The sequence below is a fragment of the Macrococcus hajekii genome, from assembly GCF_004359505.1.
In the GTDB taxonomy this organism is placed as follows: Bacteria; Bacillota; Bacilli; order Staphylococcales; family Staphylococcaceae; genus Macrococcus; species Macrococcus hajekii.
Genome location: NZ_SCWE01000001.1, coordinates 276,921 through 294,645 on the forward strand (window position 1 = coordinate 276,921; position 17,725 = coordinate 294,645).

16 protein-coding genes and 1 other annotated feature are annotated in these 17,725 nt (G+C 39.6%); of the genes, 15 read left to right on the top strand and 1 reads right to left on the bottom strand.

The genetic code is table 11. From position 1 onward, the window contains the following. Positions 1–147 precede the first annotated feature (147 nt). From ERX37_RS01515 to ERX37_RS01555, 9 genes are all read left to right on the top strand, one after another. A complete protein-coding gene (locus ERX37_RS01515) occupies positions 148–1,188 on the top strand; it encodes an AbrB family transcriptional regulator (RefSeq protein WP_229713142.1) in 1,041 nt (346 codons plus the stop codon). 10 nt (positions 1,189–1,198) lie between these two features. Further along, positions 1,199–1,406: a binding site (T-box leader), on the top strand. Between the two features lie 51 nt (positions 1,407–1,457). Beyond that, the gene (locus tag ERX37_RS01520; protein WP_133428881.1) at positions 1,458–4,082 is read left to right on the top strand and encodes a valine--tRNA ligase; all 2,625 of its coding nucleotides are present in this window, start codon (positions 1,458–1,460) and stop codon (positions 4,080–4,082) included. Between the two features lie 8 nt (positions 4,083–4,090). Next, a complete protein-coding gene (locus tag ERX37_RS01525; protein WP_133428882.1) occupies positions 4,091–5,359 on the top strand; it encodes a bifunctional folylpolyglutamate synthase/dihydrofolate synthase in 1,269 nt (422 codons plus the stop codon). Positions 5,360–5,468: 109 nt separating this feature from the next. Beyond that, the gene (locus ERX37_RS01530) at positions 5,469–6,848 is read left to right on the top strand and encodes a YfcC family protein (RefSeq protein WP_133428883.1); all 1,380 of its coding nucleotides are present in this window, start codon (positions 5,469–5,471) and stop codon (positions 6,846–6,848) included. A gap of 243 nt (positions 6,849–7,091) precedes the next feature. After that, a complete protein-coding gene (locus ERX37_RS01535) occupies positions 7,092–7,406 on the top strand; it encodes a PadR family transcriptional regulator (RefSeq protein WP_133428884.1) in 315 nt (104 codons plus the stop codon). 1 nt (position 7,407) lies between these two features. After that, positions 7,408–7,968: an HAAS signaling domain-containing protein gene (locus ERX37_RS01540; RefSeq protein WP_133428885.1), complete on the top strand. Its 561-nt coding sequence runs from the start codon at positions 7,408–7,410 to the stop codon at positions 7,966–7,968. After that, complete coding sequence (locus ERX37_RS01545; protein ID WP_133428886.1) at positions 7,965–8,777, top strand: DUF4097 family beta strand repeat-containing protein; 813 nt, start codon at positions 7,965–7,967, stop codon at positions 8,775–8,777. Before ERX37_RS01540 ends, ERX37_RS01545 begins: the two co-directional genes overlap by 4 nt. Before the next feature lie 81 nt (positions 8,778–8,858). Beyond that, entirely contained in the window at positions 8,859–9,197 is a 339-nt protein-coding gene (locus ERX37_RS01550) for a PadR family transcriptional regulator (protein WP_133428887.1), read from the top strand. After that, a complete protein-coding gene (locus ERX37_RS01555) occupies positions 9,187–9,957 on the top strand; it encodes a hypothetical protein (protein ID WP_133428888.1) in 771 nt (256 codons plus the stop codon). The genes ERX37_RS01550 and ERX37_RS01555 overlap by 11 nt, the downstream gene beginning before the upstream one ends. A gap of 223 nt (positions 9,958–10,180) precedes the next feature. Here ERX37_RS01555 and ERX37_RS11760 read toward each other — a convergent pair whose 3' ends face one another. Then, entirely contained in the window at positions 10,181–10,549 is a 369-nt protein-coding gene (locus ERX37_RS11760) for a thiol-disulfide oxidoreductase DCC family protein (protein ID WP_133428889.1), read from the bottom strand. 97 nt (positions 10,550–10,646) lie between these two features. On the opposite strand from ERX37_RS11760, the gene ERX37_RS01565 reads away from it, so the two are divergent. From ERX37_RS01565 to ERX37_RS01590, 6 genes are all read left to right on the top strand, one after another. Next, positions 10,647–11,177, top strand: coding sequence for a dihydrofolate reductase family protein (locus ERX37_RS01565; RefSeq protein WP_133428890.1), 531 nt, complete (start codon positions 10,647–10,649; stop codon positions 11,175–11,177). 242 nt (positions 11,178–11,419) lie between these two features. Next, complete coding sequence (locus ERX37_RS01570; RefSeq protein ID WP_133428891.1) at positions 11,420–12,121, top strand: prepilin peptidase; 702 nt, start codon at positions 11,420–11,422, stop codon at positions 12,119–12,121. After that, entirely contained in the window at positions 12,121–12,789 is a 669-nt protein-coding gene (radC, locus tag ERX37_RS01575; RefSeq protein ID WP_133428892.1) for a RadC family protein, read from the top strand. The genes ERX37_RS01570 and radC overlap by 1 nt, the downstream gene beginning before the upstream one ends. A gap of 269 nt (positions 12,790–13,058) precedes the next feature. After that, positions 13,059–14,798 (top strand): ABC transporter ATP-binding protein, encoded by a 1,740-nt coding sequence (locus ERX37_RS01580; protein ID WP_133428893.1) that lies wholly within the window; start codon positions 13,059–13,061, stop codon positions 14,796–14,798. Beyond that, positions 14,798–16,534, top strand: coding sequence for an ABC transporter ATP-binding protein (locus ERX37_RS01585; RefSeq protein ID WP_133428894.1), 1,737 nt, complete (start codon positions 14,798–14,800; stop codon positions 16,532–16,534). Before ERX37_RS01580 ends, ERX37_RS01585 begins: the two co-directional genes overlap by 1 nt. 63 nt (positions 16,535–16,597) lie before the next feature. Then, positions 16,598–17,713: a glycoside hydrolase family 3 N-terminal domain-containing protein gene (locus tag ERX37_RS01590; RefSeq protein WP_133428895.1), complete on the top strand. Its 1,116-nt coding sequence runs from the start codon at positions 16,598–16,600 to the stop codon at positions 17,711–17,713. Positions 17,714–17,725 lie beyond the last annotated feature (12 nt).

The following is a 17,725-nucleotide window of genomic DNA, read 5'->3' on the forward strand; positions in this document are numbered from 1 at the left end:
GGACAACTGACAATATGATTGAGATGATAATTGAAAATAAGCAGCCTGTTGATCCTCCTGCATATCTGATCATAGGTTTTACCTCCTTGAATGATTATAATAAGTTATAACCTTTAAAACAATCTATTAAACAGAGGAGGCGTTTTTTTGACTTTTATAGTTGTTGTAGTCGCTCTTCTATGCGGTTATTTATTTATGAAAATAGGGATATTACTGCCCTGGCTGTTTGGACCGATAGCAGGAGCTGCTGGCGTTAGTAAAATCACACATTCAAATATAAGATGGCCGAAGTTTCTAGCAGATGCAGGTCTTTATATTCTAGGGATGCAGATCGGCTCTACCTTTACAATGACTGTGCTGGAAGATATCCGGTATGACCTCTTTAACATTGTCTGGCTGAATATCGTTATTATTGCTGCTGCTATACTGTTATCGCTGATTTACAGAAAGATAACAGGCTGTACGTATGAAACGGCAGTACTGAGTGCAGTGCCAGATGCTTTGAGTCAGATGATTATCATGGCGGAAGAAAATAAAAGAGCCGATTTACTTGCTGTCACCTTGTCTCAGACTTCACGGCTGCTTTTTGTGGTGATGATTGTCCCTTTTATCGCTTCCCTCAGTTCAAATGGTCAGTCCGGTGCAGTACAGCATGCTGAATCTTTATTTGCAGTGCTGAGCCCTGAAACTATCATCATGATAATAGAATCGATGGTGATAGTTTCTCTTGTATTGAAGCATATTCATTTTCCGGTCCCTCAGTTACTGGGACCTATTCTCGTAGTCACTTGCTGGAACTTGATAACCGATCTTACATTTTCAATTCCTTATGCGCTCATCACTCTTGCCCAGCTTCTTTTTGGCATTAGAATCGGTCTGCAGTTAGTGGAGCTATCAAGCAGTCTATCTATCAGATTGTTCGTCGCGATTGCTATACAGAATACACTGCTTATCGCAATGACTTTTACTCTTACTTTATTGATGGCACATGATAATTTCAATAACCTGTTTCTCAGTCTGGCACCCGGCGGAATGGCTCAGATTGTTATTGTTGCACTGGAGACAGGAAATAATATTGCCATGATTTCAAGCTATCATATTTTTCGTATTTTCTTTATTCTCCTAGTGGCGGCACCGCTTATCCAGTACCTGTTAAAGCGATTTGACAATAGTTCTGAAATTCGATAATATGAAATAAATCAATACGATTTCGGGAAGAGTAAGTATTAAATGACTAATTAGAGAGCATAGGTCTGGTGAAACTATGCAGCATTTAATAGTGAAGGTAGCCCGCATTATGTTCTTCTGATGAAATTAAGTAGTCAGGAGCGTGTCCGAGCGTTAATCGATTAAGTGCAGCTGCGGCTGAATTTAGGTGGTACCACGAGATTATTCCCGTCCTATTTCTATAGGGCGGTTTTTTTATTGAATTTATTGAATGACTGGAGGAAAAGATGATGGATACTAAATATAATCCAAAATTAGTAGAAGAAGGACGCTATAAAAAATGGGTTGAAGCCGATTTATTTAAAGCAGAAGATAATGATGATAAGAAACCGTTCACAGTAGTAATTCCACCACCCAATGTGACAGGTAAACTGCATATCGGGCATGCCTGGGATACAACATTACAGGATATTATCACACGTATGAAACGTATGCAGGGTTATAATACACTCTATCTTCCTGGTATGGACCATGCAGGTATTGCCACTCAGTCGAAAGTTGAAGCTAAACTTCGGACAGAAGGTATTAGCCGTCACGATATCGGCCGTGCAAAATTCCTGGAGCACACGATGGAATGGAAAGAAGAATATGCTGAGACAATCCGTCAGCAGTGGGCGAAGATGGGTCTTGGCCTTGATTACTCACGTGAACGATTCACGCTTGACGAAGGTTTAAGCGATGCAGTTAAACGTGTATTTGTTGATATGTATAATAAGGGACTTATTTATCGCGGAAAACGTATCATCAACTGGGATCCTGCTGCTCGTACAGCGCTGAGTGATATTGAAGTGATTCACGAAGAAGTGGAAGGCGCTTTCTATCACATGAATTATCCACTGACAGATGGTTCAGGTGTCATTGAAATTGCAACAACACGTCCTGAAACGATGCTCGGAGATACAGCGGTTGTCGTTCATCCTGAAGACACTCGTTATAAGGATATGATTGGTAAAACAGTGATGCTGCCGATTATGGAGAGAGAAATACCAATTATCGGTGATGATTATGTTGAGATGGAATTCGGTACAGGTGCAATGAAAGTGACACCTGCACATGATCCGAATGACTTTGAAATCGGTAACCGTCATAATCTACCTCGTATCAATGTGATGAATGAAAACGGAACGATGAATCAGAAGGCAGGTAAATATGATGGCATGGACCGGTTCGATTGTCGTAAACAACTCGTTAAAGATCTCGAAGAAAGTGGAGTACTCGTAAAAGTTGAAAAACACGTGCATCAAGTAGGCCATTCAGAAAGAAGCGGTGCAGTTGTTGAGCCTTATTTATCAACGCAGTGGTTTGTGAAGATGGCGCCACTTGCTGAACAGTCACTTGACAATCAGCAGTCAGATGACCGAATTGACTTTGTACCTGCACGTTTTGAAAATACATTCAATCGCTGGATGGAAGGCATTCATGACTGGTGTATCTCTCGTCAGTTATGGTGGGGACATCAAATACCGGCCTGGTATCATAACGAAACAGGTGAATTGTACGTGGGTGAACAACCGCCAGAAGATGCTGACAACTGGACACAGGATGAAGATGTACTGGATACATGGTTCTCAAGTGCATTGTGGCCATTTTCAACACTTGGCTGGCCTGATACAGATGCGGCTGATTTCAAGCGCTTCTATCCGACTAATGTCCTCGTAACAGGTTATGATATCATCTTCTTCTGGGTTGCTCGTATGATCTTCCAGGGTATTGAATTTACTGACCGTCGTCCATTTAATGAAGTACTGATTCACGGTCTGGTTCGAGCAGAAGATGGACGTAAGATGAGTAAATCACTTGGTAATGGTGTCGACCCGATGGATGTCATTGATGAATACGGTGCAGATGCGCTGCGTTACTTCCTTGCAACAGGCTCAACACCTGGTCAGGATCTGCGCTATTCAACTGAAAAAGTGGAAGCAAACTGGAACTTTATCAATAAAATCTGGAACGCATCACGTTTCAGCCTGATGAATATCGGTGACAACTTCACAGTTCAGGATATTCAGCTTGAAGGTAAGAAATCAGTAGCAGATAAATGGATTCTGACACGATTGAATGAAACCATTGAAGAAGTGACTCGTCTTGCAGATAAGTATGAGTTCGGTGAAGTCGGCCGCAGTCTTTACAACTTTATCTGGGATGACTTCTGTGACTGGTATATCGAGATGAGTAAGATTCCGATGAATAGTGATGACGAGGAAGCAAAACAGATGACGCGCTCTATTCTTGCTTATACACTGGATCAGATCATGCGTATGATGCATCCATTTATGCCGTTTGTAACAGAAGCGATCTGGCAGAACTTACCTCATGAAGGTGACTCTATCGTTCGTGCAAGCTGGCCGGTCGTTCGTCCAGAGCTATCAGATGATGCCTCTAAGCACGAGATGGAGCAGCTGATGGAAATTATTCGTGCGGTACGGACATCACGCAACGAAGTGAATACACCGATGTCAAAACAGATTCCGATGCTCATTAAGGCAAGTAATGAGACACACTTAAGCAATATTGAAAATAACCGTCATTACATCGAGCGTTTCTGTAATCCATCTGAGCTTGAAATCGCTCTGATGCCTGGAATACCTGAGAAAGCGATGACAACAGCGGTATATGGTGCGGAAGTGATCCTACCACTTGAAGGTTTAATTGATATGGATAAGGAACGTGAGCGTCTGACGAAAGAACTGAACAAATGGCAGAAAGAGCTTGACCGTGTAAACGGTAAACTTGCCAATGAAAGATTCGTTTCAAAAGCACCGGAGAAAGTCATTAACGAAGAAAAAGAAAAACAGATTCTTTATATGGAGCGTTATAATGCCGTGAAAGAAAGACTTGAGCAGTTGAAAGTGTAGGGAAGCGTATGGATTATTTAGAAAGCTTATATTGGATACATGAACGAACGAAGTTCGGTATTAAACCAGGCGTAAAACGGATGGAATGGATGCTAGAACGCATCGGTCATCCCGAGGAGCATATTAAAGGCATACATGTAGTAGGAACAAATGGTAAAGGTTCAACAGTCAGCTATCTTAAGAATGCATTGTTGGCTAATGGTTATGAAGTAGGGACATTTACTTCACCTTACATTGAGACGTTCAATGAAAGAATCAGTCTGAATGGTGTACCAGTTACAGACGATGAACTTATTGTGCTAGTTGAAAAAGTAAAGCCTGTCAGTGAAGCATTGGTCGAAGAGACTGATCTTGGACCTGCTACAGAATTTGAAATCATTACGATGATGATGTTTGTCTATTTTGGTGAAGTACATCCGGTTGATTTTGTTGTGATAGAAGCAGGTCTCGGTGCCAAGCATGATTCGACTAATGTCTTTATGCCGATTATGACCATCTTGACGAGTATCGGACTTGATCATACTAATATTATGGGAGACACTTATCTTGATATCGCCCGCGAAAAAGCGGGTGTCATCAAGTCAGGAGTGCCACTTGTCTATGCCGTGAAAAATGAAGACGCCAAGCAATATATCAATTCAGTGGTAGCAGAAGAAGGCGCAAGAGGTATTAAACTAGGGCGTGATATTCAGTGTGTATCATCAGGTGATGAATTTACGTTCCGTTATAAAGACTATGAACTTGAAGATATCCGTCTGAAAATGCTGGGTCATCATCAGCAGGAGAATGCCTCTCTCGCGATTGCTGCACTGATTGATATGTATGAACAAGAGCTGATTCAGCTTGATTTTAATAAGATGATTGCAGCAATAGAGGAGACGACATGGACAGGCCGTATTGAAACGGTACAGACAGAACCGACCATCATATTAGACGGTGCACATAATCGGGAATCTATTGATGTGCTCGTTGATACGATGGAGCAATATTACAATGACAGAAAAATAGATGTTCTGTTTTCAGCCATTGACGGTAAACCACTGGGCAGCATGCTTCATTCTCTTGAGGGTATTGCAGAGCGATTCTATGTCACTGAATTTGATTTCCCAAAAGCATTACCAGTCGATACGATTTATGAGACAGTCGAACATGACAAGAAGATGAAAGTAAAAGACTATGGTGACTTCATCAGAACATATGAAGGAGATCTGCTTCTTGTAACCGGCAGTCTTTACTTTATTAGTGCAGTAAAAGCTTATTTAAAGAAGCTTGATTAAATAGAAGGCGAATATCATAAAGGTATTCGTCTTTTTTGTACATTATTATTTAAATATTCAGAATTAGGGAATTGGAATTATATCAGAATTAAAGGGGGTGTAAGATGGAATGAAAAAAAGTTTAAAGATGCCTCATACATATGCACTGTTACTATTTTTAGTCGCCTTTGCCTGTGTGATGACTTATATGATTCCGGCAGGTGTCTATGATAGGGAGAAAGTGGATGGGAGAGACCAAGTCGTTAATGATTCCTATCACCACGTCGCACAGCAGCCGGTGCATGCCATTGAAATATTCCGTGCTGTACCATCTGGACTGGTTGAAGCAGCTGAAATTGTCTTCTATATATTTATCGTAGGTGGCGCATTTGGAATCATTCATCGCACAGATGCTATCAATGCCGGAGTGAATGCGATGATGGAGAAGACCGGTAAAAAAGGGAATATGCTGATTCCTGTGACCATGATTGTCTTTAGTATACTAGGATTTTCAATCGGCCTAAGTGAGGAAGCCATTGTCTTTGTACCAATCGGCATATTACTTGCGAAAGCACTTGGTTATGATGCGATGGTGGGAACAGCCATGATTATTTTAGGAAGCGGCATCGGTTTCCTTGGCGGCATGATTAATCCATTCACAGTAGGGGTCGCACAGAAAATTGCTGAAATTCCTTTATTCTCAGGTATTTTATTCCGTTCTATCGTTTATGTGCTGATACTTGTGACAGGAATTATGTACGTGCTCCATTACGCTAAGAAAGTGAAACAAGATAAAAACCATAGTCTGATAGAACCGGAGATGCGTGCCTCGAATGATGAAAAATTTAAGGAACAGATTAAAGATATGAGTACATTTACAGTACGCCATGCACTTATTCTGCTATGTTTAGTCATAGCAGTCGTTGTGAATGTATTCGGTATATTTAAATATGACTGGTTCCTGATGCAGATGAGTGCGAACTTCCTGATCATGGGTATTATAGCCGGACTCATCGGCGGACTCGGTGTAAACGGAACATTTGATGCCTTGATAGAGGGCATGCAGGATATATTATACGGCGCGATCATTGTAGGCTTTGCCAGAGCGATTGTGCTTGTACTAGAATCCGGAAAAATTATTGATACTATCGTTTACCATATGACTGCAGTGATTGATCATTTACCCGCAGCATTTTCTGTAGTCACTATGTTTATTACACAGCTATTTTTAAATTTCTTTATACCATCAGGGTCAGGACAGGCGATGACAACGATGCCTATTATGGTCCCGATAGCAGATTTACTCGGTATTAATCGTCAGCTTGCTGTACTGGCATTCCAATATGGTGATGCTATTAGTAACAATATCATACCTACATCAGCATCACTGATGGGCGCTTTGGCAGTTGCACGGATTCCCTATACAACATGGATAAAATTTGTGTGGAAGATTATTCTGCTATGGACCGTAATATGTATGATTTCTATGATTGTTTATATGTATATTTAAGAATGAACCAAAGACTACATAAGGTCTTTGGTTTTTTTTGATGAAGGGAGGACGGGGTGCGACATGTCGCCTGATTGTAAAATATATATGAAGCTATTGAAGCCATGAACATACAGATAAGCCTTTTACCATAATAATAAACTATATTGATATGTTCACTAGTTGATGGTATATTATAGAAGAAGTAGGATATTTTTTTAACTAACTATATCGTTTTATCTAGTAGTTAGAAAGGAGGGTTTAATGAATATCCAATTTAAAAAGGGAATTCTGGAATTAGTAGTGATGCATGAAATTTCATTGAGAGATCAATACGGATACGAATTATCCCAGAATATTTCCGAATTTTTATCGATAGCAGATGGCACGCTTTATCCTATGTTAAGACGTCTAGTAAAAGAAGGATATCTGGATACATACATGGGCAAGAATTCGGGAGGACCTGCACGAAAATATTATGCCATGACGCAGCAGGGATTTTCACATTTAAATGAACTTGAACGAGAATGGAACGCTTTAAAACTATCAGTTGAAGCTTTTCTTCAGAAAGGGGAATAATATGAACCGTAAAGAATTTTTAAACACATTGTATCAGAGTTTGGATGGGCTATCACCGGAAGAGAAACATTCAATCATGCTTGATTATGAGGAATATTTTGAAGATGGTATAGTTGATGGAAAATCGGAACAACAGATTTCAGCAGAACTTGGTCTGCCATCCCGACTTGCAAAAGAACATAAAGCAACTTATACCTATGAACGTGCTCAGCATCATCCAACAACATCTAATGTATTCCAGGCAGTTGTTGCTACCGTTGGACTTAGTGTATTAAATTTTTTTGTGATATCAGTACCGTTTCTTATCTATATTTCAATGGTCGTCAGTATGGCATTTATGACATTGATGTTTATAGCATCGCCATTATTTCTGGGACTTGATTACATTGTTAACGGAGCTACTGCCGTCAGTTGGTTTGAAGGATTTGTAGTGATATTACTTGCAGGCGTCGGACTCATGATGATTGTTATTCTTTACTACATCATTAAATTCGGCAACAAAATTCTTATGAAATACATTAACTGGAATATTAATACTGTCAAAGGGGTGACGCAACGATGAAAATATTGATGTGGCTGAGTTCGGTCCTTATCTTGATGGGTAGCATTGGTATGTTTTTTACCCAACATGAATTGCAGAATGAAACAAACCTACCAGGGAAATTAAGTTATCACTATGATATTAAGGATGATGTTGAAAATATTGATTTAACTGCAGATATGAATGACATCAAGATTATAAAATCAAATGATCAGGATATTCACCTCAATGTATCAAAAGCAAAAAGTGAAGGAGCCGTTCAATATCATGTAGAAAATCAAACCCTCTATATTGATAGCCAGGCAATGAAAAAAAGGCAGCCTGGGCTGTTCAGATTCGACTTTAACACGCAAAACCAAGCGGCAATCGAACTTGCACTTCCTGATCAGCAATATAAAGACATTCGATTACAGGCAGATGTCGGATCGTTTGATATTGATAAAATCAAAAGTCAAAAAGTAGAAATAACGGCTGGTGTAGGAGAAGTGGCAATTAATAAGGTTGAAAGTAGAGAGGCTGCTTTTACTGTTGATACAGGTGAAATTAAAGTCGAGCAGTTAAAAACGGATCACTTAAATTTCAATGTAGATATAGGCTCATTAACACTCGGTAATCTTGAAAAACAGATGAATATTAAAGGTGAAGTAGGGACTGGGGAAGCGTATTTAAACTATAAAGAAGTTCCTGATAATGCTGATATTAATTTATATAGTGAAATGGGCGATATTGAAACGAATGATTTAATGAGAAAACAAGGCATTATAGGTAGTGGCAAAACAAAAATTGATATTCAAGTTGATATAGGTTCACTCGAAATAGATAAAGAGTGATAAAAGCTCATCTTAAGGTGGGTTTTTATCACATTTACTATCTTTTTATAAAAGATAGATTGAATTTGGAGGCACTTGCTGATGGCACTACACGATCAGATAATGAAGGGATTACTGGATGGTGCGATTCTTGGACTGATTTCTCAAGGAGAAACATATGGCTATGAAATTTTAGAACGCTTGATAGACAATGACTTTCCTGAAATCAATGATGGGAGTATTTATCCGGTACTTCTGCGATTGAATAAAAAAGGCTATGTGACAACCCGGATGGTTAAATCGGATAACGGCGGTCCTAAACGAAAATATTATTCAATCACAGATAGTGGAATGACAGAACTCGTAATCTTTAAAAAGAAATGGATTGCACTGAATAATGGAATCAGCAACTTGATGAGGAGTGTAGAAGATGTTAAGTGAGAAATCAGAACAGTTTTTATTAAATATGAGACTTGAGTTACTGAAACGTGGCAAGAAAGAAGATGAAATAGAAGCGATAGAAGAGGAATTACGAGACCATCTGTATGAAGCGGAAAAACGCGGTGAAAGTGTAGATAACGTGACAGGAGGATCAGTCGATGAATATATTAAGACGATTTCTAAAGAGATGGCATTGGATAAGGGAATAATTAAGACCATTCTTGGTGGATTAGTAGCAGTCATTGCATTTTTTCTGATACCGAGAATGATAGCAGATAATTTTGAATTAACATCAGAACGTCTAATATTCTATGGCATTCTTATATTTGTACTAATACCTGCTGAGTTGTGGCTATTAATTGAAATGCTGAAGAAGTATGGACATACGAAAAAAGGTTATCTAGTACCAGTACTTATTGCATTCGGAGGGTTTTTACTGATACTCGGAGGAGAATTTTTCTTGCGATCAAGAGATAGTGAGGCAATCGTTACAATGGATGCAAGTACAAGCTTCTGGTTAGGACTTGCATTAATGATACTATTTATCATAGCTTGTGTATTCTATAAAACCTGGTTTTATATTGGAGTCATTATCTACCTGGTATTACCAGATCTTATCGCACGTATAATGACAGATGCACCGGCAGAAAGTAAAGAATTTATTAATATTTCGACAACAGTATTCCTGATGTTGAGTATCGTAGCCATGATCGGTGCACTTGCATTTATCATGCGCCAAAGAAAAAAGGGGAGAATTTAAATGTATATCATTAAAAAAAGTATGAGTTCAGATATTTTAGAAATAATTTTAAGTAAAAATTCATTCAAACAAAAATGGGATAGAATCATAGAGTTAATGATGAAGTAAAAAGGTTTAACATCCGTCTTAATAGTGAAGGCGGATTTTTTCGATTCGGCGGTCTCCATCATCATCGAAGAAGGTTTGAGATTATTAGATATTCAGGCGCCAAGGGAATTATAAGTTAATCCAGTATTTTAGTTTTTAGCTGTGGGTCAGATAATAAACATGAATTTTTAGATATATAGTGTCTGTTTCGAGCGACGAATTGATAAAGAGTATCACGTATAAATTTCGGAATTCTTTTTAATGGTGTGACTTTAATGCCGACATCAATAAGAATCTCAATTACAGCATCACTATATATGAATATTTGACCATTTTTTCTATAGATGACACTATCGATCTGATTGTAATTATTTTTTAAATAACGATTAGCAGTCTGAGAGTTTAGAGAAGCAAAATAGAGCTGATTTTGATGGTCAATTCGATGTAATAACTGCACGAAGCGATTACATATTAAACATTCATTATCGAAAAAGATGATATTCATAATGACCTCCTATTCTGAAGCATATTGTCTCATTTTATAGTATCTGAATCCATTTGTTTGCAGCACAGTATAAAGTATTTGAAAAGAGGCGTTTTTAATGACTGAAGTGATTGCATATTTAGCGATGAGTATTGACGGATTTATTGCAACGACAGATAATCAAGTTGACTGGCTGGAAGCAGCTGAAGGTAGTGGAGATAATGGATATAGTGAATTTTATAGTTCCATTGGTAAAGTAGTGATGGGACGTCAAACATTCGACTGGATTTTACATCATACGGATGTGTACCCATACTCTGATAAACAAAGTTATATATTGACTCATGAAAATCGTATGGACACTGCAAACATTCATTTTATAAATAAAGATATAAAACTATTAATTAATGAACTTAAATCAAGCGAAGGAAATGTTTGGATAGTGGGTGGCGGTCAGATTGTAACTATGCTTACGCAACTTGGATTAATTGATCGTTATATTTTGACTATTGCACCTATTATTTTGGGTGAAGGAGTGCCTTTATTTATTGATGGTACCTATAGAAAACCATTAGAACTGATTGATTCTAAAGTATACAAACAGTTTGTACAACTCACTTATGTTAAGACAGTTAATAAAGAAGAATAACTGCTAGAACACACTAGTTAAAGAGTAGTCATACGCTCATTTATGATTATCAGGAAGAGGTAGACAACTTGTCTATCTCTTTTGTTATTTTCGGAAAAGGACATGACTTTACTACCGTTTGTCATCAATCAGTTCTTTTTTATGAAAAACTACTGTTACTTCTGCTGGATTTCAGGATTTTCTGCTTTTTTACAAAGTTATTTATTTTTATTATATTAAAGTTATCAGAAGAGGGGTGGACTATGATTGTTGCAATTACAGGGAGTTTTATGGGTTCTTTCATGCTCTGGCTTACTTATCATCAAGATTCATTATTTAGGCGTTCCAGCTGTGAGAGCTGTCAGAACAATCTTACATGGTTTCAGTTAATTCCGATTGTCAGTTTTCTGTTGCAACGAGGTCGCTGTTCTTACTGCGGTTCTATTATTCCTCTCTATCTCTTTTTAACAGAACTGCTCTTTGCATCTTTATTCCTATCTCTGTGTGCTGTAAACCAGGCAATGGTGCTGATTGCCACTCTGATTTCCTTTCTTGTCCCTCTCGCTGTCTACGATATTCACCATTTAAAGGTTCCGAATCATATGCTCATTCTAATGGGTGGTCTGCTACTTCTGATTCAATATCCTCTGTTGTTTGATCTCTCTCATCTACTCGCTTCAGTTTTACTGATTGTGCTGCTTCATCTTTTCTATTTACTCACTCATAGTATTGGTTACGGCGATGTTAAGCTCTTATCTCTGTTCGCATTATTTCTCCCTCTTTATTATTTTCTGCTGATTTTTATGCTTACTTATTTTATCGGTGGTATAGCTGTTATATTCTTTTTGTTTTATAAGCGCAATCTTCACAAAATTCCTTTAGTCCCTTTTATTGCAGTGAGTACTTTTCTAGTGATTAAATTCTATGCTGAACTTTATACTATTTACTTTGGAGGATTTATTTGATGCTTGCCATGTTAAAACAGGATCAACCTCGTGAACGACTGATGACCTATGGCGCTGAACAGCTGACTAATCAGGAACTCCTTGCAATAATCATCAATACAGGCAGTAAAGACGAATCAGTGCTTGAAGTTGCAAATAAACTGCTCGTCTCTATGGGCAATATTCGAGATATGCGTTATCTGACTCTGCAGGAACTTCTTGATATTAAAGGCATCGGTGATAAGAAGGCTGTCACGATGCTCGCTATGATTGAACTTGCTGTCCGCATGCATACTCATTCACTTGAAGACCGGGTCAAAATTAAATCACCGCAGTGCGTCGCTGATCTACTGATGGAACGTATGCGCTATTTCACACAGGAACATTTTGTCGCGCTTTATTTGAATACGAAAAATGTAGTTATCCATGAACAGGTAATATTTAAAGGTTCTCTTAATGCTTCTATTGTGCATCCACGCGAAGTGTTCCGTGAAGCGGTGAGACGTTCAGCAGCAAATATTATTGTCTGTCATAATCATCCGTCAGGTGATCCGACGCCTTCTGTAGAGGATATTGAAGCGACTAAAAGACTGATTAACTGTGGTACGCTTTTCGGTATCGAGATGCTTGACCATATCATTATTGGTGATGGTGTTTTTATCAGTATTAAAGAAAAAGGACTATTGTAAATTTTATGTAAAATAGTTCGGACTACGAAAAAAGTATTGTCAGTATTAATTTTTTGAATTATGATAATATTGAAAATAAGAAAAGGAGGAGATTAATATGCGTAACGATGTTCAACGTCTTTCATTACAAGTTAATTTATCCTCCTTATGTCTGACACATTAAATAGGACGGGGAGGGGTCTCTCTTCCGTTGTAAAGCACATGCTTTCCATTTTAGGGGAGGTATGTGCTTTTTTGTGTTGATATAAGGAGAACAAAGGAGGATTTATATGTTTGATGTATTATTCAAACTCGGGTGGTTTTTTAAGCAGGAGAAGAAACGCTATCTTTTTGCTGTTCTTTTGCTGCTGATGGCTAACGTCACAGAAGTGCTGCCGCCTTGGCTGATCGGGCAGACCATTGATGCCATCACAACTCGGACATTAACACATACTTTATTTTATGAGATACTGGGTGCTTTTGCAGCCTTGATTATTGTAGGTTACTTTATCAATTATATGTGGCGCTATCTGTTGTTCAATGGCTCACAGTTACTTGAGAGTCTTATGAGAAGAAAGTTGATGCGTAAATTTTTAACGATGAGCCCAGGTTATTATGAGAAGAACCGTACAGGCGATCTGATGGCGCGAGCAACTAATGATTTAAGCGCATTGCGTCAGACTGTTGGATTTGGTGTACTGACTTTGATCGACAGTACGACATATCTGATCACCATTATTCTGATGATGGGTTTTCTCGTGTCCTGGAAGCTGACTATTTTAGCGATGTTGCCGCTACCGCTTCTGGCGATTATTGAGCAGCGTCTTGGTAAGATGATTCATAAACGTTACACAGTGAGTCAGGATGCGTTTGGTGAGATGAATGATGACGTTCTTGAATCTATTGAGGGTATTCGTGTGACACGTGCATTTGCACAGGAGGAAAATCTGAATGGACGTTTTACAAAGATGACAACGGATGTCGTAGATAAATTTATGGCGGTCGAGCGTTTGGATGCCCTTTTTAAGCCGTTAACGATTGTTGTGACGATGATCAGCTTTATGATTGCACTCGGCTATGGCAGTGTCCTTGTGAACCGCGGTGAGATTACAATCGGAGAACTGATTGCTTTTAATGTCTACTTGAACATGATGGTCTGGCCGATGTTTGCAATTGGCTTATTATTTAATATTATGCAGCGCGGTAACGCCTCTCTCGACCGGGTTATGGCAGTGCTTGATGCTGAAGATACAATGATGGATTCTGTTGATACGCTCGTTACAGCTGATCATGGTGTTTCATTTGATGCTGTAAACTTTAAATATCCAACGAGTGAGCAAATCAATTTAAAGGCCATCGATATAGAGATTAATGCAGGTGATACGCTGGGTATCGTCGGTCCAACCGGAAGTGGCAAGACGACGCTGATTCGCCAGATATTAAAGGAATATCCTGTCGGTGAAGGGTCTATCACAATCGGTGGCCTGAACATTCAGCAGCTGTCAAAGCAGCAGGTACGTGAGAAGATAGGGTATGTCTCGCAGGAAAATATCTTATTTTCACGCTCTGTTCGTGACAATATTCTATTCGGACGTCCAGATGCGACAGACGCTGAGATTGCAGAAGCGATTGAACTCGCGAGTTTTACTGAAGATGTAAAACGTTTGCCGCAAGGTCTTGATACACTCGTCGGTGAGAAAGGAATCGCTATATCAGGCGGACAGAAGCAGCGAATTTCTATCGCACGCGCCATGATCAAGAATGCGGATATTCTGATCCTTGATGACTCTCTGTCAGCAGTAGATGCTAAGACAGAGACGGCAATTATAGGACATATTCAGAAATCCCGTGAAGGTAGAACGACCATTATCTCCACGCACCGGCTATCAGCTGTGCAGCATGCTGATTTAATCGTTGTTCTCGATAATGGGACTATCATTCAGCAAGGTACGCATGATGAGCTGATTCATCAGAAGGGCTGGTATCTGGAACAGTTCAATCGTCAGCAGCTGACAAAGGAGGAGATGTAATGTCGATTACTCAGCGCTTACTGCAGGAGGCACTGCGGTTCAAAAAACTATTTATAATCGGATTTATCTTTCTTCTGGGTGCAGTCACCGCTGAACTGATAGGTCCCATTATCGCGATGAAAGTCATAGATGACCATGTCAGAGAAGCGAAGGGGACCATTGATATGGCGCCGATTATGCAGTTGCTTGTCATCTATGCTGTAGTAGCACTCTTCAATGCCCTATTCAGTTATTATCAGACGCTTTATTTTCAGAATGCAGGTTCTCATGTCATCATGAATCTGCGCAATAAACTTTTCCGGCATATGCAGCAGCTGCCGATTAAATACTTTGATAATCTGCCTGCCGGTAAAGTGGTCGCACGCATTACAAATGATACACAGACCATACTTGAATTATTCACAGTGCTGTTACCCACTTATTTATCTGGCTTCGTCAACGTTACAGCCATTATCATTGCTATCTTTTTCTTCAACTGGAAAGTGGGAGTCGCTGCATTCATGGTGATTCCATTACTCATCGGTTGGTTAGTGATCTATCGAAAGCTGTCAGATCAGTACAATCATGTCACAAGAGAAAAGAACAGTGATATGAATGCAATGCTGAATGAATCTATCAATGGGATGACCATCATTCAGGCTTTCAATCAGGAGGAGAAGATTCAGCAGGAATTCAATGATTTGAATGATGAATACTTGCGCAATTATTCCCGCATTATTCAGCTTGATTCCTTGACTAGTCACAATCTGATGGGCACTATTCGTTCCATCATCTTTGCAGTGATGATCTATGTCTTCGGTTCAACATATATGAGTAGTGAGGCAACTCTGACAGCAGGTATGATGTATGTGCTAGTTGAATATTTGACTCGTCTTTTTAATCCGATGTATAATCTGGTCAATAACTTGAGTGTACTGGAACAGGCGCGTGTTTCTGCTGTCAGAGTCTATGAGATGCTGGACGAAAAAGCAGAAGTGAAGGAAGACGATGCTGTGATCCGTCTGGCAGGAGATGTTGTATTTGAGGATGTTTCATTTGCCTATAAAGGCAATGAATATGTGCTTGAACATATCAATATTCATGCACGACGAGGTGAGACCGTTGCACTGGTAGGTCATACAGGTTCGGGTAAAAGTTCGATCATGAATCTGCTGTTCAGATTTTATGACCCTTCTAAAGGACGCATATTGATGGACGGAATTGATTCAAAGACCGTCACTAAAACATCGCTGCGTGAACATATGGGCATTGTACTGCAGGACCCTTACCTTTATAGCGGCACAATACTCAGCAATATTACGCTGAATGACCCGAAAATCAGTCGGGAACGAGCGATTGAAGCATTGAATTCAGTAGGAGGCGACCGGGTGCTGGATGGACTTGAACTAGGAATTGATACACCAGTTACTGAAAAAGGAAATACATTCTCAAGTGGACAGCGGCAGTTGATTTCTTTTGCACGTGCACTGGCATTTGACCCTGCTATACTCATCCTGGATGAGGCGACTGCCAGCATTGATTCCGAAACCGAATCGATTATTCAGCGGGCGATGGACGTACTGAAAGAAGGACGGACGACGTTTATTATCGCCCATCGACTTTCTACTATTAAGAATGCCGAACAGATTGTAGTGCTGGATAAAGGACATATAGTAGAACATGGTAATCATCGCACGCTCATTGGCCTCGGCGGTCAGTATGCGAAGATGTACCAGCTACAATCTGCCCAAAATTGATGAAGCATGTTATATTAAAAGTAACCGCCGAATAGGTGGTTACTTTTTTGTGAGGTTAATAAAATGAAAAAACTGTTTTTACTAGGGTGTATCATGCTCGCTGGTTGTCAGCATGCATATGAACCTATAGATAGACCTGTAACATTTAAATATCATAAACTGCCTGAATTTGATGGGACTGGACTTGAAGTCAGTCAGTTGACACTGGAAGAAAAAATCTATCAATCTCTGATTCTGGGATTTGACGGTACAGTTGTGTCTCCGCAACTGAGTGAACGGTTGTCTGACAAGCTAGGAGGCGTCATATTATTTAATCGTAATATCACTTCGGTGGCGCAGGTACAGCAGTTGAATCAGTCCATCAGTACAGTTCAGCAGGAAATCCCTCCGTTTATTGGTGTTGATCAGGAAGGTGGCAGGGTAAACAGGTTGCCTGCTGCTCTAGGAAATAGCCCTTCTGCTTTCACTATGGCCCAGTCCGGTGATAGAGAATATGTTTATGAGCAGGGGAGATGGACAGGCCAGAAGCTCAAACAGCTTCATTTCAATCTTGATTTTTCAACAGTACTCGATATTTGGACGAACCCTGCCAATACAGTGATTGGTGATCGCAGCTTCGGCACGACTGCTGACTCGGTTACGACTTATGCAGGTGCTTTCAATGAAGGGATTCAGCAGGAAGGAATGGTAACAGCGGGTAAACACTTTCCGGGGCACGGTGATACTTTTCTTGATTCTCATCTTGCACTTCCAGTCAGCCAGTCAGATATGAAGCGACTTAATGAAGTTGAACTTGTGCCATTCATCCGACTGAAAAATGATATGGATATGATGATGGTCTCACACATTGTGATGGCGAAGCTTGATAATCAGCCGAGCTCACTTTCTCGTAGAGTCACGACAGAGTTGCTGCAGGACAAACTGGGTTATAAGGGCGTCATCATCACTGACGATATGGCGATGGGGGCTATTGCGAATGGCTACAGTCAGTCTGAAGCGGTCATTCAGGCTTTTAAAGCAGGAAATACTATGATACTGATTGGCTCTGATATTGGAGATGCTGATGTTCTGGTCAATGAAGTAGTAGAAGCCGTCCGACGTGGTGATATTAAAGAGGAACAAATCGATGAAAATGTTCAAAAAATTCTTCGACTGAAAACAAAATATGATATTCTTTAACTATTAGTCTAA